The sequence below is a fragment of the Deefgea salmonis genome (assembly GCF_020531905.1).
In the GTDB taxonomy this organism is placed as follows: Bacteria; Pseudomonadota; Gammaproteobacteria; order Burkholderiales; family Chitinibacteraceae; genus Deefgea; species Deefgea salmonis.
Window position 1 is genome coordinate 38,169 of sequence record NZ_JAJAWG010000004.1, and the last position, 15,585, is coordinate 53,753.

Annotated in this window: 14 protein-coding genes; 11 read left to right on the plus strand and 3 right to left on the minus strand. The window is 50.2% G+C overall.

What is annotated here, in order from left to right; all coding sequences use genetic code 11:
* Positions 1-150 precede the first annotated feature (150 nt).
* The 3 genes from LG219_RS08270 (at position 151) to LG219_RS08280 (ending at position 5,970) form a co-directional block, all read left to right on the plus strand.
* Entirely contained in the window at positions 151-1,572 is a 1,422-nt protein-coding gene (locus LG219_RS08270; RefSeq protein ID WP_226764037.1) for an efflux transporter outer membrane subunit, read from the plus strand.
* 58 nt (positions 1,573-1,630) lie between these two features.
* Complete coding sequence (locus LG219_RS08275; RefSeq protein WP_226764038.1) at positions 1,631-2,755, plus strand: efflux RND transporter periplasmic adaptor subunit; 1,125 nt, start codon at positions 1,631-1,633, stop codon at positions 2,753-2,755.
* Positions 2,756-2,919: 164 nt separating this feature from the next.
* Positions 2,920-5,970: an efflux RND transporter permease subunit gene (locus LG219_RS08280; protein ID WP_226764039.1), complete on the plus strand. Its 3,051-nt coding sequence runs from the start codon at positions 2,920-2,922 to the stop codon at positions 5,968-5,970.
* Between the two features lie 77 nt (positions 5,971-6,047).
* Here the strand turns inward: LG219_RS08280 and LG219_RS08285 are convergent, their stop codons facing one another.
* Positions 6,048-6,662: a hypothetical protein gene (locus LG219_RS08285; protein WP_226764040.1), complete on the minus strand. Its 615-nt coding sequence runs from the start codon at positions 6,660-6,662 to the stop codon at positions 6,048-6,050.
* 339 nt (positions 6,663-7,001) lie between these two features.
* On the opposite strand from LG219_RS08285, the gene LG219_RS08290 reads away from it, so the two are divergent.
* Positions 7,002-8,840, plus strand: coding sequence for a diguanylate cyclase domain-containing protein (locus LG219_RS08290; RefSeq protein WP_226764041.1), 1,839 nt, complete (start codon positions 7,002-7,004; stop codon positions 8,838-8,840).
* Between the two features lie 49 nt (positions 8,841-8,889).
* Here the strand turns inward: LG219_RS08290 and LG219_RS08295 are convergent, their stop codons facing one another.
* Together LG219_RS08295 and LG219_RS08300 are read right to left on the minus strand one after the other, a co-directional pair.
* On the minus strand, positions 8,890-9,597 hold the full coding sequence (locus tag LG219_RS08295; protein ID WP_226764042.1) for an SAM-dependent methyltransferase: 708 nt from the start codon (positions 9,595-9,597) through the stop codon (positions 8,890-8,892).
* Positions 9,598-9,705: 108 nt separating this feature from the next.
* Positions 9,706-10,311 carry a Maf family nucleotide pyrophosphatase gene (locus LG219_RS08300; protein ID WP_226764043.1) on the minus strand — a complete coding sequence of 202 codons (606 nt, stop codon included), beginning with the start codon at positions 10,309-10,311 and terminating at the stop codon, positions 9,706-9,708.
* Positions 10,312-10,405: 94 nt separating this feature from the next.
* Between LG219_RS08300 and LG219_RS08305 the strand changes: the two genes are divergently transcribed.
* From LG219_RS08305 to acpP, 7 genes are all read left to right on the plus strand, one after another.
* The gene (locus LG219_RS08305; RefSeq protein ID WP_226764044.1) at positions 10,406-10,903 is read left to right on the plus strand and encodes a YceD family protein; all 498 of its coding nucleotides are present in this window, start codon (positions 10,406-10,408) and stop codon (positions 10,901-10,903) included.
* A 27-nt stretch (positions 10,904-10,930) separates the two neighbouring features.
* Positions 10,931-11,110 carry a 50S ribosomal protein L32 gene (gene rpmF, locus LG219_RS08310; protein ID WP_173532309.1) on the plus strand — a complete coding sequence of 60 codons (180 nt, stop codon included), beginning with the start codon at positions 10,931-10,933 and terminating at the stop codon, positions 11,108-11,110.
* A 121-nt stretch (positions 11,111-11,231) separates the two neighbouring features.
* On the plus strand, positions 11,232-12,272 hold the full coding sequence (gene plsX, locus LG219_RS08315; RefSeq protein WP_226764045.1) for a phosphate acyltransferase PlsX: 1,041 nt from the start codon (positions 11,232-11,234) through the stop codon (positions 12,270-12,272).
* 18 nt (positions 12,273-12,290) lie between these two features.
* Complete coding sequence (locus LG219_RS08320; RefSeq protein ID WP_226764046.1) at positions 12,291-13,247, plus strand: beta-ketoacyl-ACP synthase III; 957 nt, start codon at positions 12,291-12,293, stop codon at positions 13,245-13,247.
* A gap of 69 nt (positions 13,248-13,316) precedes the next feature.
* On the plus strand, positions 13,317-14,243 hold the full coding sequence (gene fabD, locus LG219_RS08325; RefSeq protein WP_226764047.1) for an ACP S-malonyltransferase: 927 nt from the start codon (positions 13,317-13,319) through the stop codon (positions 14,241-14,243).
* An 81-nt stretch (positions 14,244-14,324) separates the two neighbouring features.
* Positions 14,325-15,068 carry a 3-oxoacyl-ACP reductase FabG gene (fabG, locus tag LG219_RS08330; protein ID WP_226764048.1) on the plus strand — a complete coding sequence of 248 codons (744 nt, stop codon included), beginning with the start codon at positions 14,325-14,327 and terminating at the stop codon, positions 15,066-15,068.
* Between the two features lie 184 nt (positions 15,069-15,252).
* Positions 15,253-15,492: an acyl carrier protein gene (gene acpP / locus LG219_RS08335; protein WP_173532304.1), complete on the plus strand. Its 240-nt coding sequence runs from the start codon at positions 15,253-15,255 to the stop codon at positions 15,490-15,492.
* Positions 15,493-15,585: the final 93 nt, after the last annotated feature.

The window sequence follows — 15,585 nt, forward strand, 5'->3', positions numbered from 1 at the left end:
CGATATCCAAAATAAATATTCATTGGTCATTGACCGAACCGTTCGGTCAGTTTAGCATTTCTTCGCCGTCTCTCCAGCGATTTAAACCGCCCATTCATGCATTTGTCGTTGAAATGCGCTTCACTCTGACTTTGGGGAATTGCGACCCGTATGCGTCATCGATTAAATTGGCTATTACTTTGTTTGCTTGGCACCGTTGGTGGCTGTGCGGTGAGCTTGCCGCAGCCGCAATTGGCGCAGCTAGTGCCAAAAGAAACGGTTTGGCAGACGCCATTGCCGATGGCAACACACCTCGCCGAGCAGCAAGTGTGGTGGCAATCTTGGCAAGATCCAGTGCTCAACACCTTACTGAATGCCGCGCAACAAGCCAATCCAACTTTGGAATTGGCCGAAGCGCGGATTCGGGAAGCGCGCGCTAAAGCCTATGCCACGAAAGCTTATTTATGGCCGACTGTGGGCGCAACTGCGAGTGGCTCGCGCAGTCAAAACACGATGATTGCGCCTGCACAGCCCATGAATGTTGGTAGCGTTGGACTCGATGCCAGCTGGGAGATCGATCTATGGGGCGGTGTGCGCACGGCAGAAAAAAACCTGCTGGCCAATTTGTCGGCCAAAACCATCGAATGGCAAGATGCCCGAGCGACCGTGGCCGCCGAAGTCGCCAATGCCTATGTAGCATTACGCGCTTATCAAGCTTTGGCTGAGATTGTGGCGCAGGATTTAAAGTCGCGAAATCAGAGTTTGCAATTAACGCAGGAAAAAGAACAAGTCGGTCTTGCTAGCCCAGTGGACGTGGCTTTGCTCGATGCCAGTAGCGCCGATGCTTTGGCGCAATGGGTCGAAACGCAAGAAGGCATTGGCATGGCCCGACAAGCTTTAGTGGCTTTAACCGGCTGGTCGGCGCAACAAGTGAACGCGCAGCTTGAGCAAGGCGCAGCGCGCTTGCCGCAGCCGGTGGGTTTTGCGATTCATGCTGTGCCAGCGAATGTGATTACGCAACGCTACGACATTCGTGTTGCCGCAGAAAACGTCAATATGGCGGCGGCCGAAGTTGGGATTAGCAAAGTGGCGCAATTGCCCTCACTGAGCTTGCTCGGCGTGATTAGTTTGGGTCAGCAAGACGTTGGCAGTCTGTCGATTAATGGCAATGCGTGGTCGTTTGGCCCGACATTAAAACTGCCTATTTTTAACGCTGGCCGCTTAAAGTCGGAAGAAGCCGCCGCGGTGGCCCGCTACGATCAGGCGCTGGCCGCGTATCAGCAAAAGGTGCGGTTTGCGGTGCGTGAAGTTGAGCAAATTTTGCTGCAACTGAATGGCAATCAACGCCGCATTGCCGCCATGCAGCGATCGGTGGCGGGATATCAGCAGCAACAAGACGCCAGCAATGCGATGTGGCAAGCCGGTAGTGCCAGCTTATTGGATTTGGAAGTCTCACGGCGTTTTTTACTGGGCTCGCAAGTGAAGCAAATGGCGTTGCAGCGGGATCAATTGTCGTTATGGATTGGGCTGTACAAAGCCGTTGGCGGGCAATGGCCGGTGGACGGTATTGGCGATGAAGTTGCTGCTAAGTAGGGTATTGCTTGCAAGGTCAATCTAGATAATGAGTACGAACTTATACTGGAGTAGGGTAATGAAGGATGTATTAAAGCGATTCCCAGTGCGACGTGGCATGGTATTGAGTATCAGCGTATTGGCCGTGCTCGCGGCGTTGACTTTGACCGCAGCAATGGTACGTGCTGATTCATCCGCGCCAAAAACCGTGGGCAGTAAACCGGTATTGACGGTGCGGATGATTCAGCCCAAATCGATGGAGTGGGCGCAAACAATGACCGCCAATGGCAATATTTTGCCATGGCAAGAGTCATCCATCGGCACTGAAATGGGCGGCTTACGCTTAACTCAGCTCAATGCCGCCATTGGTGATCAAGTGAAAAAAGGCCAAGTACTGGCTCGATACAATGATGCAACGATTCAGGCCGAAGTCGCTCAAGCCAAAGCGGCGCTAGCGGAAACTGAGGCCGCTTTAGGCGAAGCCCAGCAAAATGCCAATCGGGTGCGGCAACTGGGCAATACCGGCGCCATGTCAGAGCAGCAAAAAACCGAAGCGTTTACTAAAGAAATGATGGCCAAGGCGCGAGTGCAATCGGCTAAAGCTCAATTGGCTAGTGCTCAGGTTCGCTTAGCGCAAACGCGCATTGTGGCGCCCGATGATGGCGTGATTTCAGCACGTAGCGCCAGCTTGGGGGCGGTCAGCCAGCCGGGGCAAGAGTTGTTTCGTTTAGTACGGCAAGGCCGCTTGGAATGGCAGGCCGAGGTGACGGCGGCTGAAAGCGCCAAAATACAGCCCGGACAAAGCGTGTCGTTGGGCTTGCCAACCGGCAAAACAGTAGTCGGAACGGTGAGAAATATTGCGCCAACAGTCGATCTAAAAACCCGCAATGTGTTGGTGTTTGTTGATTTGAAACCCGACGGCGATCCTTTAGTTGCGGCCAAGCCCGGCATGTTTGCCAAAGGTCAGATCGCACTGGGTAAAAGTAAAGCATTGGCGCTGCCAGGCAGTGCCATTTTATTGCGTGATGGTTTTGCCAATGTGTTTGTGTTGCAAACCGACAATAAAGTGAAGCAAGTTCGGGTGAAGCTCGGTCGCCAAGCAAACGGGATGATGGAAGTCGAGGGGCTCGCGCCGACGACGGCGGTGGTGGCCAGCGGCGCCGGCTTTTTGGCCGATGGTGACGTGGTGCGGGTGGTTAAATAAGCGGATGGTTTGCGCCTCAATCCATCGTCGTCATCGCCAAGTCATCCTTGGCGTGATCTGAGCTTAGCCATTGGAAAGCCTCGCTTGTTACTTGAGTTTAACTTGGGTATTGGCTTCTATACTTTTATTTTATAGCTCTTCGTTGATATACCCAGGGATACGCAATGAATTTTTCTGCTTGGTCGATTAAAAATCCGATACCGGCCATTATGCTGTTTGTGCTGCTCTCTTTGGGGGGCTTATGGTCATTTAGCCAAATGAAGGTGCAAGACTTTCCCGATATCGAATTGCCGATGGTGACGGTAACTGCGGTACTGGAGGGCGCGGCACCCGCGCAGCTGGAAACTGAGGTGGCGCGAAAGTTAGAAAACTCAGTCTCAGCCTTGCAAGGCGTGAAGCACGTATACAGCAATATCAGCGATGGCGTGGTCGGCATGACCATCGAGTTTGAGCTGGAAAAGCCCATTAATGAAGCGGTTGACGATGTGCGAGACGCGGTTTCCAATGTGCGTAGTGATTTACCTGCCGATTTAAAAGATCCGATTATTGGTAAGGTTGAGTTTTCTGGCGTGCCGTTTCTGGTGTATACCGTTGCCGATCCGCAGCTCGATGAAGAGCAGCTATCTTGGTTGGTCGACAATAAAATTACCCGGGTGATTCGATCGATTCCTGGCGTGGGTAAAGTTGCGCGCGTTGGCGGGGTCACGCGGCAAGTGCAAATTGAGCTCGATCCAGCGCGCATGGCTGCGCTTGGCGTAAGTAGTAGCGATATTTCACGGCAATTGGCGCGAACGCAAAAAGACGCTTCTGGTGGCCGCGCGGATTTAGGTGGCTCAGAGCAGGCTTTACGCACCATTGTCGCGGCCACGACGGCGGCCGAGTTGGCACAAACCGAGCTGACATTGCCGGACGGCCGCCGGATTCGGCTCGATCAAATCGCCAGCATTCACGACACCATTGCCGAGCGCCGTTCTATCGCCCAGCTTGATGGTCAGCCGGTGGTCGGCTTTGAAATCACCCGTGCCCGCGGCGCCAGTGAAACCGAAGTGGCCGCCGCAGTCAAAAAAGCCCTCGCGCAATTACAGCTTGAGCATCCGGCTTTGGTGCTCAAGCCTGCTTATGATATGGCAGCCCCCGTGCAGGACGAGTTTGATGGCTCGATGGGCTTGTTGTACGAAGGCGCTTTGCTGGCGGTGATTGTCGTATGGTTCTTTTTGCGCGATTGGCGCGCCACTTTAGTGTCGGCCGCAGCCTTGCCCTTATCGATTTTGCCGACGTTTATCGGCATGTATTTATTCGGCTTTACCCTCAATACCGTCACCTTATTGTCGCTGGCCTTGGTGGTGGGGATTTTGGTTGACGATGCGATTGTTGAAATTGAAAACATTGTGCGCCATTTGCGGATGGGTAAATCGCCCTATCAAGCGGCGATGGAAGCGGCCGATGAAATTGGCTTAGCGGTGGTGGCGACCACCTTTGCTTTGGTGGCGGTGTTTTTACCGACCGCGTTTATGAGTGGCATTCCGGGGAAGTTCTTTAAACCCTTTGGCTGGACTGCTGCGCTAGCGGTGATGGCATCCTTAGTGGTTGCGCGTTTATTAACGCCCATGATGGCAGCGTATTTACTTAAACCGATGCCGCATGCCGAGCAAGAAGGGCGTTTAAAGTTGGCGTATCTGCGCTGCGCGGCGTGGTGCTTGCGACATCGTAAAGTCACGGCGATTTGCTCGATTGTATTTTTTATTGCCTCTTTAGCTTTGGTGCCATTATTGCCAACCGGTTTTGTTCCGCCGGATGATCGCTCGCAAACCTTGGTCAAAATCGAATTACCGCCCGGCGCAACGTTAAATGAAACCTATGCCGCCGCCGATCAAGCGCGAAAAATCTTAGCGCCATTGCCGTTTATTACCCGAATTTATACCGCAGTGGGCGATGGCAAGGCGGGGTCTGATCCCTTTGCGGGCGGCAGTAGCGGCGTGAATAAAGCCAGCTTAACCTTGACCTTGGTGGCCCGCGCCGAGCGGGCGAAAAAAACCGTGCTGGAGCAAGAATTACGCGAGGCATTACGGGTGATTCCGGGCGCGAGAGTCACGGTCGGCCTAGGGCAAAATGGTGAAAAGCTACAAATGATTATTAAGTCCGATGATCCTGAGGCTTTGGCCGTGGCCGCTAAAGCGGTGGAGCAAGACTTACGCACTTTAAGTGGCGTAGGTGCGGTTACATCGAGCGCCAGTTTGGTTCGACCTGAATTAATTATCCGCCCTGATATGAGTAAAGCGGCCGAGATGGGGGTGACTGCGCTGGCGATTGCCGACACGATTCGGGTGGCGACGGTCGGCGACTTTGATACCGCCTTGGCCAAGCTCAATCTACCTGAGCGACAAATACCGATTGTGGTGCGTTTACCCGATTCATTTCGCAGTGATCTTGAGCAAATCAAGCGTTTGCGTGTGCCGTCAACGCAGGGGAACGTGATGCTCGGGCAAGTGGCAACGATTGAGATTGGTAGCGGTCCGAGTGTGATTAGCCGCTACGATAGAGCGCGCAATGTGATTTTTGACGTTGAGCTCAATGGCCGAACTTTAGGCGAAGCCAGCGCTGAGGCCGATCAGTTGCCGAGCTTAAAAAACCTGCCGGCTGGGGTCACTCGAGCGGTGTTTGGTGACGCGGAAGAAATGAAAAAACTGTTTGCCAGCTTTGGTTTGGCGATGCTCACAGGGGTGTTGTGTATTTATATGGTGCTGGTGCTGTTATTCCGTGATTTTATGCAGCCGGTGACAATTTTAGCCGCGCTGCCTTTATCGATTGGTGGTGCATTTGTGGCGCTATTGCTGACCCACAGCTCGTTTTCAATGCCAACTTTAATTGGCCTGATTATGTTGATGGGGGTCGCGACTAAAAATTCGATTTTATTGGTTGAATACGCCATTGTTGCCCGTCGAGAAGGGATGGCGCGCTTTGATGCCTTGATGGATGCGGGGCGTAAACGCGCGCGGCCGATTGTGATGACCACGATTGCGATGGGTGCAGGGATGTTGCCGATTGCGATGGGTTGGGGCGTCGATTCGAGTTTTCGTGCGCCGATGGCGATTGCCGTTATCGGCGGCTTAATTACCTCAACCTTTTTGAGTTTGCTGGTGATTCCGGTGGTGTTTACTTTTGTCGATGATTTTGTGCAATGGCTCAGCCGCAAGCGTAAAAAAGTGCAGCATTAAATCTCGATCACATAAAAAAACGGCGCATTGCGCCGTTTTTTTATGTTGAGACCCTAGCAACGTAGTCTGAACACAATTTAAGTTTGAGCTGGTTTAGCACCAAGGCCAACAGTTGCGCCACTCGGAATGCCTTCTTGTTGCCAGCGATCAAATTCAGCCATGATGGTGTCGTGGGTTTGTTGGCTAATGTCCGGCAAGCTGCCACCTAATATGGCTTTGGCTTGGGTGAAGCCTAACTCAACCGCATCGCGAATTTTTTGCAATTTGGCGGGGTCGTCGCCCATGGCAAATTTGGCAAAGCTTAAAATCCGCTCGGCGACTTTTTTAACACCAAATTCACCGTCTTCACCCAAATCCGCTTTGGCTTTATCAATCGTTGCTTGATCGACAGTCAGTGTTTGTTCGCCACGCGCCACTTTGGCTAAATTCAAACCTTGCCCCTCAATGAGTGGCCGAATCAAGCTCATTAACTCATCGACTTTACGATTGGATTCGTCCAGCATCGCAGCCAAGTTTTCGGGGAGTGCGCGCGGTTTGCTGTAGGTGAGTGATGCATTGCCACTGGTATTTAGACTCACTGTTTCTTGTGAATTTTCTAGATTCGATTCATCGCGAGTGCTTTTGTTAGGCTGCGGCTGCAAACGCCCAGTTAGCGGCGGGATGCTGCTCTGATTCGAGACGCTGATGGACATAATGAATCTCCTTAATAAAGACACAATCTGTGTTTTATATCGACAACTAGCGCCAAACGCGTAGTGAAATGTTTACTTTTTGGGGGTAGACGGTTAGTTTTCGTTTAATGCTTGTTTCATAAATTGTTTTGTTGTTGTCATCTTTGTTTGAATTTATCTAGGGTCTGTTGACGTTTGTTTTACAAATTTTGTGTTTTTATGAAAGCATAGTGAAAATTAAAACGCTGTCTTTCGAGCTTGCAGGTGCATGATATTTTGAGGCCAACGCCATTGAAACCGAGCTTGATCTTGGGTGGATGCGATGGTGTGTTAGATTTTATTGCTAGGTAGATGATTGAAATGGCCTTAAACCCGTTAAGACCCAATGACTTTGATTTTTTTCGCGAATTTTTGGATGCGCTACCGCTGCAGTGCTTTGTTAAAAATGCGCATGGCCATATTGTATTGAGCAATACCGCTTACCAAAACGCCAGCACTGAGCCTACCGCGTACAAAGCCAATGGGCGCTGCGTGCATGAATCTAAGGCGCAAATTGCAGCACAAACACCGCTGGCTCACGCCGATGAAACCATAGCTACGCATGAAGAAATGCGCTGGAATAGCCAGCGGGGTCGGTATCAAACTGACTACGTCATTCAAAAAACCATTACTGATGATGCGGGTCAGCCTTTATATATCGTTGGTTCAATTTTGGATATTTCAGAGCAAAAGCAATTTCAGCTGCAAATCGATACTGAATTAAAACTGCTTGAAATGCAGGCCGCTGATGTGCCATTTACGCAGTTATTAACGCAGTTTGTGCATAGTTTTGAATCGAATTTTCCGGGCGTTTTGTGCTCAATTTTATTGCTTGATCCAGAAGGCCGGCACTTATTGCATACCATTGCGCCAAGCTTGCCCGAGGCGTATTGCCAAGCGATTCATGGTGTGGAAATTGGTCCAAATATTGGCTCTTGTGGCACTGCGGCGTATACCGGACAAGATACGATTGTGGCTGATATTGCGAACGATCCTTTGTGGCAGCATTTTGCCGATTTGGCTTTGTCGCACGATTTACGCTCTTGCTGGTCAATTCCTATCTTGTCGACCAAGGGCCGTGTTTTGGGCACTTTTGCCAACTATCACCGCTATCCTTGCTCGCCGACGGCGAAGGAATTGCAAGCGATTAAGCGCGGCGCTTATTTAGTGGGCTTGGTGATTGAGCACGAGTTAGCCGAAAAACAGTTGGCTGCAGACAAAATGATTTTGCAAGAGTCGGTGCAGCATACGCAAACCATTCTCGACAATATGGCCGATGGGGTGATTACCATTGATATTACCGGTCGAATAGAAAGTTTTAATTCAGCAGCGAGCCGTATCTTTGGTTATTCAACGGAAGAAGTGTTGTTTAAAAATGTCTCAATGTTGATGCCAGAGCCGTTTGCCGGCCAGCATGATGACTACTTATCGCGCCACCAATCGACGGGTTCTGCCAGTATTGTCGGCGTACCACGTGAGGTGGAAGGCTTGCGTAAAGATGGCAGTTTGTTTCCGATGCGTTTGTCGGTGTCCAAAATTTTCCGCGCCGGACAAGCCATTTTTATTGGTTTAGTCAGCGACAACACCTTAGATCATCAGCGCCGAGAAGAAATTCATCGCTTGGCTTTTTTTGATGCTTTAACCGGTTTGCCTAATCGGCGTTTATTAATGGATCGAATTAAAAAAGCCATGTTGACTTCAGCGCGCAGTGGCTTACATGGTGCGTTGATGTTTCTCGATCTCGATCATTTTAAATATTTGAATGACAATTATGGCCACCACATGGGCGATTTATTGCTGCAGCAAGTATCCGAGCGCTTATTGTCTTGCGTGCGAGAAAATGACAGCGTGGCGCGTTTGGGCGGCGATGAGTTTGTGGTCTTGCTGGAGTCTTTAAGCGACGTGCCAGCGCTGGCTGTTGAGCAAGCGCAAACGGTGGCAAACAAAATTTTGGAGCGCTTGCGCCAGCCGTATGATTTGTCTGGGCATACCCATCTGAGTACGCCCAGTATTGGTGTGGCTTTGTTTTTGGCGGAACAAGTCTCAATGGATGATTTACTCAAGCACGCCGACGCCGCGATGTATCAAGCCAAAGCGGCGGGAAGAAATACCGCTTTGTTTTATGATTCGGCGATGCAAGCCGTTACGTCGGCGCATTAATGGCGTACTGGTTGTTTATCGAGCCCCGCCGGTGCATCTCCGCTGCGATTTAAGCTTGAATAATAAAAACAGTCGGGCGCTTGTGGATTTGCGGCTCGGCTTTTTTCTTCCATTGACTGACTTCTAAGGTCACGATGTCTTGGCTTGGTAGGCTAATGTCGCAAGCAACAGTGAGCCGGGTATTGGCTTTGAGGTTGTCGCGCAAGGCTTGAAATAGCGCCCCATTGCGATAAGGGGTCTCAATAAACAGCTCGGCTTGACCTTCTTTGCTTGAGCTCGCTTCGAGTTGACGAATTGCTTGTACTCGGCCTGCGGCATCAGAAGGCAAGTAACCATTAAAGCGAAATTTCTGTCCATTGGCCCCCGAGGCCATTAAGGCCATTAGCAACGATGATGGCCCGACTAAGGGGACGACCTTGATGCCACGCTGATGGGCGAGATGCACCAAACGCGCACCGGGGTCGGCAACGCCAGGGCAGCCTGCTTCGGACATTAAGCCCACATCAAATCCATCGAGCAAGGGCTGAAGCAGAGCCGCCACTTCGTGGTCTTTGGTGTGCTCAGACAATTCGCTCATGCTCAGGCTACGTAGCTCATGTGGCGTGCCGAGCATTTTTAAATGCGCCCGCGTTGTTTTGGCATTTTCAACGACAAAATGGGTGAGTCGCTTGGCGGTTTCGATCACATCGACCGGTAAAATATCGCTCACGGTATCGCCGCCCATTGGCGCAGGAATTAAATATAAAGTGCCTGTCATGGTGCTTGTCCAAATAAGGTGTGTTGTGGGTTTTTTGTGGGTATATCTGTCTAGACTTTAATTTAAAAGAGCTTGATGGCTATACCCATTATAAATTGATGGCATGAATTACAATATTGGATACGCTTCTTGATTGAGCATATTAATCAACTCAATCAAGGGTAAACCAATAATCGCCGCCGGATCGGTGCTGTGAATGGCGGCAATCATCACAATCCCGAGACCTTCGGTTTTGGCGCTGCCAGCACAATTGTAAGGTTGCTCACGGCGTAAATAGGTTTCAATTTGTGCGTCGCTGTAATCGCGCAGGGTCACCGTGGTGATGTCGACATGGCTTTGCACTTGTTGGGTCGCCGTATTGTAAAGGCAGAGCGCAGTATGAAACGCAATGCTTTGCCCACGCATGGCGGCCAATTGTGCGACGGCGCGTTCATGGGTGCCCGGTTTTCCCAATTGCACGCCATTGAGTAAAGCGACTTGGTCAGAACCAATAATCAGACTATTGGGGAACTGATCGGCAAGCACTTTCGCTTTGGCAATCGCCAAACGCTCGCTGGTTTGTGCCGCAGTCTCCCCCATCAGTGGCGATTCGTCCAGATTGGGGGCTGCTGTGATAAACGGTAGACCTAGCCGTTCTAAAAGTTCTTTTCGATACAGCGATGTAGACGCCAGAACCAGTTGGCGTGGCTCGCAGAAGGTAGAAGTGGTTCGCATATGAATTTCACCGTGCTTAAAAGCGCAAAATACTTTGACAGAGGATAGTAGGAGATTATATCATGCGCGGTTTCCGGTTCTACGCGGCAACCCCATGACGGTGATTCATAGCGCGGAATTTGCGCAAGAAGGTCGAGAACTAAAAGGTTCTATCCCACTTACGCAGCTCTCACGTTTGAGTGACCTGTTGGCCGATACATCAGGCGAAATCGCTTGGCATATCGAAAGTGGCGTAGATGATCGTACGCAACGCCCTTGGCTTTATTTAGAAGTAAAAGGCGATTTGCAACTGATTTGCCAGCGCTGCCTATCGGGCATGCCTTGGTCAATTCATGACGAAACCGTGTTGACCCAGTTTGCTACTGAGGAAGAAATCGATGAAGCGGAAGCCATCGATGAAGACCTTGATGGCATTTTGATCGATCCGGAGCTGGATATTGAAGCACTGGTCGAAGACGAATTGTTACTCGCTTTACCAGTGGCACCAGTACACGATGTGTGTGGTGGTGACGATGCACTGGCCAAATTGGCGAGTAAAAAACCGAATCCGTTTGCAGTCCTGGCTCAGTTGAAAACCAGGAAAGCGGAATAAACAACTGAGTTATTAGGAGTATTTCACATGGCAGTTCAGCAAAATAAAAAATCACCTTCGAAACGTGGCATGCACCGCGCTCATGACTTCTTGTCAGCACCAGCTTTGTCTGTAGATGCTGCAACTGGTGAAGTTCATCGCCCGCACCACATTTCTCCAAACGGCTTTTACAATGGCCGTCGTGTGATCAAAGCTAAGGGCGAATAATCGTCGCCTTGCTGTTTTAGCTATGCGGGTTATTTTTAGCCATGCTGGCTAGCTTTACGGCGCAAGTGAGTGTCTCTCTGAGAATAACTCGCTTGCGCCGTTCGTCATTTTAGGTGTTTGAATGGATATTACTGTCGCAGTCGATGCTATGGGTGGCGATCATGGTGCCCATGTTACGGTGCCCGCTGCATTACGTTTTTTGCGAGATAATCCTGACGTCAATATTGTTTTAGTCGGTTTGACGGAGGTGATTGCCGCAGAATTGGCCGCACAGCACGCCGCCACCGATACGCGTTTGCGTATTCATGCCGCCACCGAAGTGGTGACGATGGATGAGTCGCCGCAATCGGCAATGAAAAATAAAAAAGATTCATCAATGCGTGTCGCCATTAATTTGGTTAAATCTGGCCAAGCCAATGCTTGTGTTTCAGCGGGTAATACCGGCGCTTTGATGGCGACGGCTCGGTTTGTATTAAAAACCATTCCAGGGATCGACCGACCTGCGATTGCAAAGCTGATGCCCACAATGAAAGGGCAAACCGCGATGCTCGATTTGGGGGCTAATGTGGATTCAACGCCTTTGCAGCTGACGCAATTTGCCATTATGGGCTCGGCGATGTTTTCAGCGCTCAAGCATGTAGATGCACCCACCGTGGGTTTGTTGAATATTGGCTCAGAAGACATCAAAGGGAATGAAGCCGTAAAAGAAGCGGCTGAAATGATTCGCAAAACACGCCTAAATTTTCAAGGCAATATCGAAGGCGATGATATTTATCGCGGTACGGTCGATGTGGTCGCTTGCGATGGTTTTACCGGCAATGTGGCGCTGAAAACGTCTGAAGGTTTAATCAAAATGATTACCACCTTCTTGAAAGAAGAATTTACCCGTAATATTCTGACGCGTTGCGTGGCATTACTGGCTTTGCCATTAATGAATCGCTTTAAAAAGCGTTTAGATCCACGTCGTTTTAATGGCGCATCATTCTTGGGCTTACGTGGCATTGTGGTAAAAAGCCATGGCGGTGCGGATGAAATTGCGTTTTACTGGGCCTTGGCTCAAGCCGTTGAGGAAGCGCGCTCCGGCATGATTCAGCGCATTACAGAGCAGGTGCAACAAGAGTTGCTGCATCTCAACGCCGCGGTAGAGGCTGCCGAGGCTTGATCTAATTCAGAGGTGTTCATGTATTCCCGTATTGCAGGTACTGGCTCTTATTTGCCAGAAAAAATTCTTACTAATGCCGAGTTGGCACAACGTGTCGATACCACCGATGAGTGGATTGTTTCACGTACAGGTATTCGTCAGCGCCATATTGCCGCAGAAGATCAGCGCACTTCAGATTTGGCATTGATTGCCGTTGAACGTGCACTGGAAGCGGCGGGTGTGGATAAGAGCGAAATCGATTTATTGATCGTCGCCACCACCACACCCGATAGTATTTTTCCGTCAACGGCGTGTACTTTGCAAAACAAACTCGGGGTGCATGGTTTCCCTGCCTTTGATATACAAGCGGTGTGTGCAGGGTTTATTTATGCCCTGAGTACTGCAGACCAATTTGTCAAAAGCGGCGCAGCCAAATGCGCGGTTGTGGTTGGCGCAGAAACCGTCACCAATCTCATTAATTGGGATGATCGTGGCACATGCATTTTGTTTGGTGATGGCGCCGGTGCCGTGGTGCTTAAAGCATCAGAAGAGCCGGGTATTTTAGCCACCCAATTGCATGCGGATGGCCGTTATAGTGGCATTTTAAAAACCGATGCCCGCCCAAAACAAGGCGAGTTAGTCGGTGATCCTTATGTGTATATGGAAGGCAATGCGGTGTTTAAATTCGCCGTTAAAGCTTTGGCCGAAGTCGCTGAAAGTACTTTAGCGAAAGCCGGTTTACAAAAAAGTGATGTGGACTGGCTAGTACCCCATCAGGCCAATATTCGTATTATCGAATCAACGGCAAAACATCTGCACATGTCGATGGATAACGTCATTGTTACGGTGGATATGCACGGCAATACCTCGGCGGCGTCGATTCCATTGGCGCTGGATGCGGGCGTTCGCAGTGGCAAGATTCAACGCGGCCAAACCCTATTGATGGAAGGGATTGGTGGTGGCTTTGCATGGGGCTCGGCGTTGGTTAAGTATTGATTTTGATCGACAGTAAAACGGCGCTTTGATGCGCCGTTTTACTGTCGGACGATTTGAAAGGGGTTAAAAATGTCATTTGCATTCGTATTTCCAGGTCAAGGTTCGCAATCGATCGGCATGATGAGCGGTTGGGCTGACTTGGCTGTTGTTAAGGCCACATTTGACGAAGCATCCAGCGTATTGGGCTTTGATTTATGGGAGATGGCCAATGTGGGGCCCCTCGAAGCGATCAATGCCACGGTGAATACGCAGCCATTGATGTTGACCGCCGGTGTTGCCGTGTGGCGTGCATGGCAGTCGCAAGGTGGCGCTATGCCTGCGGTGATGGCTGGGCATAGTTTGGGTGAATATACCGCTTTGGTGGCTGCCGAAGCCTTGAGTTTTGGCGATGCTTTGCAACTGGTGCGTTTACGCGCAGAAGCAATGCAAGAAGCCGTTCCAGTGGGGACGGGCGCAATGGCTGCCGTATTGGGCTTGAGTGATGAATTAATTATTGAGGCTTGCGCCGAAGCCGCGCAGGGCGATGTGGTGCAGGCGGTGAACTTTAATTCACCAGGTCAAGTGGTGATTGCCGGTAGCAAAGCGGCGGTCGAGCGCGCATGCGAAGGCTGTAAAGCGCGTGGCGCGAAACGTGCGATGTTGTTGTCGGTTTCGGTGCCGTCGCACTGCGACTTGATGAAACCTGCGGCAGAAAAATTGGCCGCTAAATTGGCTGTGGTCGAAATTCATACACCCATCGTCCCTGTCTTGCACAATGCTGACGTTGCCGCGTATAACAATGCCGAGCAGATCCGTGACGCTTTAGTTCGCCAGTTGTATCAGCCTGTACGCTGGGTTCAAACCATTCAAAAAATGGCCGCTGATGGCGTGACGGTTGTCGCTGAATGTGGTCCGGGCAAAGTGCTGGCCGGTTTAACTAAGCGTATTTCGAGTGACGTGCAAGGCGTTGCTTTGGTCGACGCAGCCAGTATGGATCAATTAAAATCAGTGGTTTAATTCGCTGATTTCATATGGGTATATGCCACAATGCATTTGTGGCTATGCCTTAGCAATGTATACCTAGATTAGGGGTGAGGAATGAGTTTGCAAGGTAAAGTTGCGCTAGTCACTGGCGCTTCACGCGGAATCGGCCAAGCAATTGCTTTAGAGCTGGCCGCGCAAGGCGCAACCGTCATTGGTACGGCCACCAGCGATTCAGGCGCAACAGCGATTGCCGATTATCTACAAGCTGCAGGTGCAGCCGGTTCTGGCTTACGTTTGCAAGTCACTGAAGAGGGCGCTTGTGAAGCCATCGTGGCACAAATTGAAAAAACATATGGCCCGATTACGATTTTGGTCAATAACGCCGGAATTACCCGAGATAACTTATTGATGCGCATGAAGGACGAAGAATGGGATGCCATTATGGATACCAATCTGAAGCCAGTTTACAAATTATCCAAAGCCGTCATGCGCGGTATGATGAAGGCGCGTTGGGGACGAATTATCAATATTGCGTCGGTGGTGGGGGCAACGGGTAATGCCGGTCAAACCAATTACTCGGCAGCCAAAGCAGCGTTATTTGGTTTTACCAAATCGCTGGCCAAAGAAATCGGTAGTCGTGGTGTAACGGTGAATGCCGTCGCACCGGGCTTTATTGATACCGATATGACCCGCAATTTACCTGATGAGCAAAAAGCCCACCTCGTTGCGAATATTGCACTGGGCCGTTTGGGCGATCCAAAAGACATCGCTGATGCGGTTGGATTTTTGGCATCAGATAAAGCCGGTTACATTACAGGCAATACCATTCATGTGAATGGTGGCATGTTTATGAATTAATCGAGTAAAATAGCAGCGATACTGCATTTTGCTAGATTGACCTATTTTTGTAGTCTTTATTAACGATGTGAATTGCAGGTATTTTTGCAATAAAACATCACCAAACTGTTTGCTTCGCCATTTTTTTGGTAGAATGCGGACGTTTTTTTCGAAATTTGCTTTTTAATAGGCTTGGGATAAATCCATGGAAAACATCGAACAGCGCGTGAAGAAGATTGTTGCTGAGCAACTGGGCGTGCCAGAAACTGACGTTAAGATTGATTCATCATTCGTAAACGACCTCGGCGCCGACTCTCTCGACACCGTTGAACTCGTTATGGCGCTTGAAGAAGAATTTGAGTGCGAAATCCCTGACGAAGATGCAGAAAAGATCACTACTGTTCAGCAAGCAGTTGACTACGTCAGCGCTCATTTGAGCAAGTAAGAAGGAACATCCAACCTCCGCTGCGGCACTACAGTGTCGTCGCGGGGGTTTTTTCATATTTAGCGCGATGAAGCAGTGTTTAAGATCGTGTTT

What these genes read in the sequence shown, in the direction of transcription:
- LG219_RS08270 (WP_226764037.1), top strand. Translation starts at nt 151, where the DNA reads ATGCGTCATCGATTAAATTGGCTATTACTTTGTTTGCTTGGCACCGTT.
- LG219_RS08275 (WP_226764038.1), top strand. Translation starts at nt 1,631, where the DNA reads ATGAAGGATGTATTAAAGCGATTCCCAGTGCGACGTGGCATGGTATTG.
- LG219_RS08280 (WP_226764039.1), top strand. Translation starts at nt 2,920, where the DNA reads ATGAATTTTTCTGCTTGGTCGATTAAAAATCCGATACCGGCCATTATG.
- LG219_RS08285 (WP_226764040.1), bottom strand. Translation starts at nt 6,662, where the DNA reads ATGTCCATCAGCGTCTCGAATCAGAGCAGCATCCCGCCGCTAACTGGG.
- LG219_RS08290 (WP_226764041.1), top strand. Translation starts at nt 7,002, where the DNA reads ATGGCCTTAAACCCGTTAAGACCCAATGACTTTGATTTTTTTCGCGAA.
- LG219_RS08295 (WP_226764042.1), bottom strand. Translation starts at nt 9,597, where the DNA reads ATGACAGGCACTTTATATTTAATTCCTGCGCCAATGGGCGGCGATACC.
- LG219_RS08300 (WP_226764043.1), bottom strand. Translation starts at nt 10,311, where the DNA reads ATGCGAACCACTTCTACCTTCTGCGAGCCACGCCAACTGGTTCTGGCG.
- LG219_RS08305 (WP_226764044.1), top strand. Translation starts at nt 10,406, where the DNA reads ATGACGGTGATTCATAGCGCGGAATTTGCGCAAGAAGGTCGAGAACTA.
- rpmF (WP_173532309.1), top strand. Translation starts at nt 10,931, where the DNA reads ATGGCAGTTCAGCAAAATAAAAAATCACCTTCGAAACGTGGCATGCAC.
- plsX (WP_226764045.1), top strand. Translation starts at nt 11,232, where the DNA reads ATGGATATTACTGTCGCAGTCGATGCTATGGGTGGCGATCATGGTGCC.
- LG219_RS08320 (WP_226764046.1), top strand. Translation starts at nt 12,291, where the DNA reads ATGTATTCCCGTATTGCAGGTACTGGCTCTTATTTGCCAGAAAAAATT.
- fabD (WP_226764047.1), top strand. Translation starts at nt 13,317, where the DNA reads ATGTCATTTGCATTCGTATTTCCAGGTCAAGGTTCGCAATCGATCGGC.
- fabG (WP_226764048.1), top strand. Translation starts at nt 14,325, where the DNA reads ATGAGTTTGCAAGGTAAAGTTGCGCTAGTCACTGGCGCTTCACGCGGA.
- acpP (WP_173532304.1), top strand. Translation starts at nt 15,253, where the DNA reads ATGGAAAACATCGAACAGCGCGTGAAGAAGATTGTTGCTGAGCAACTG.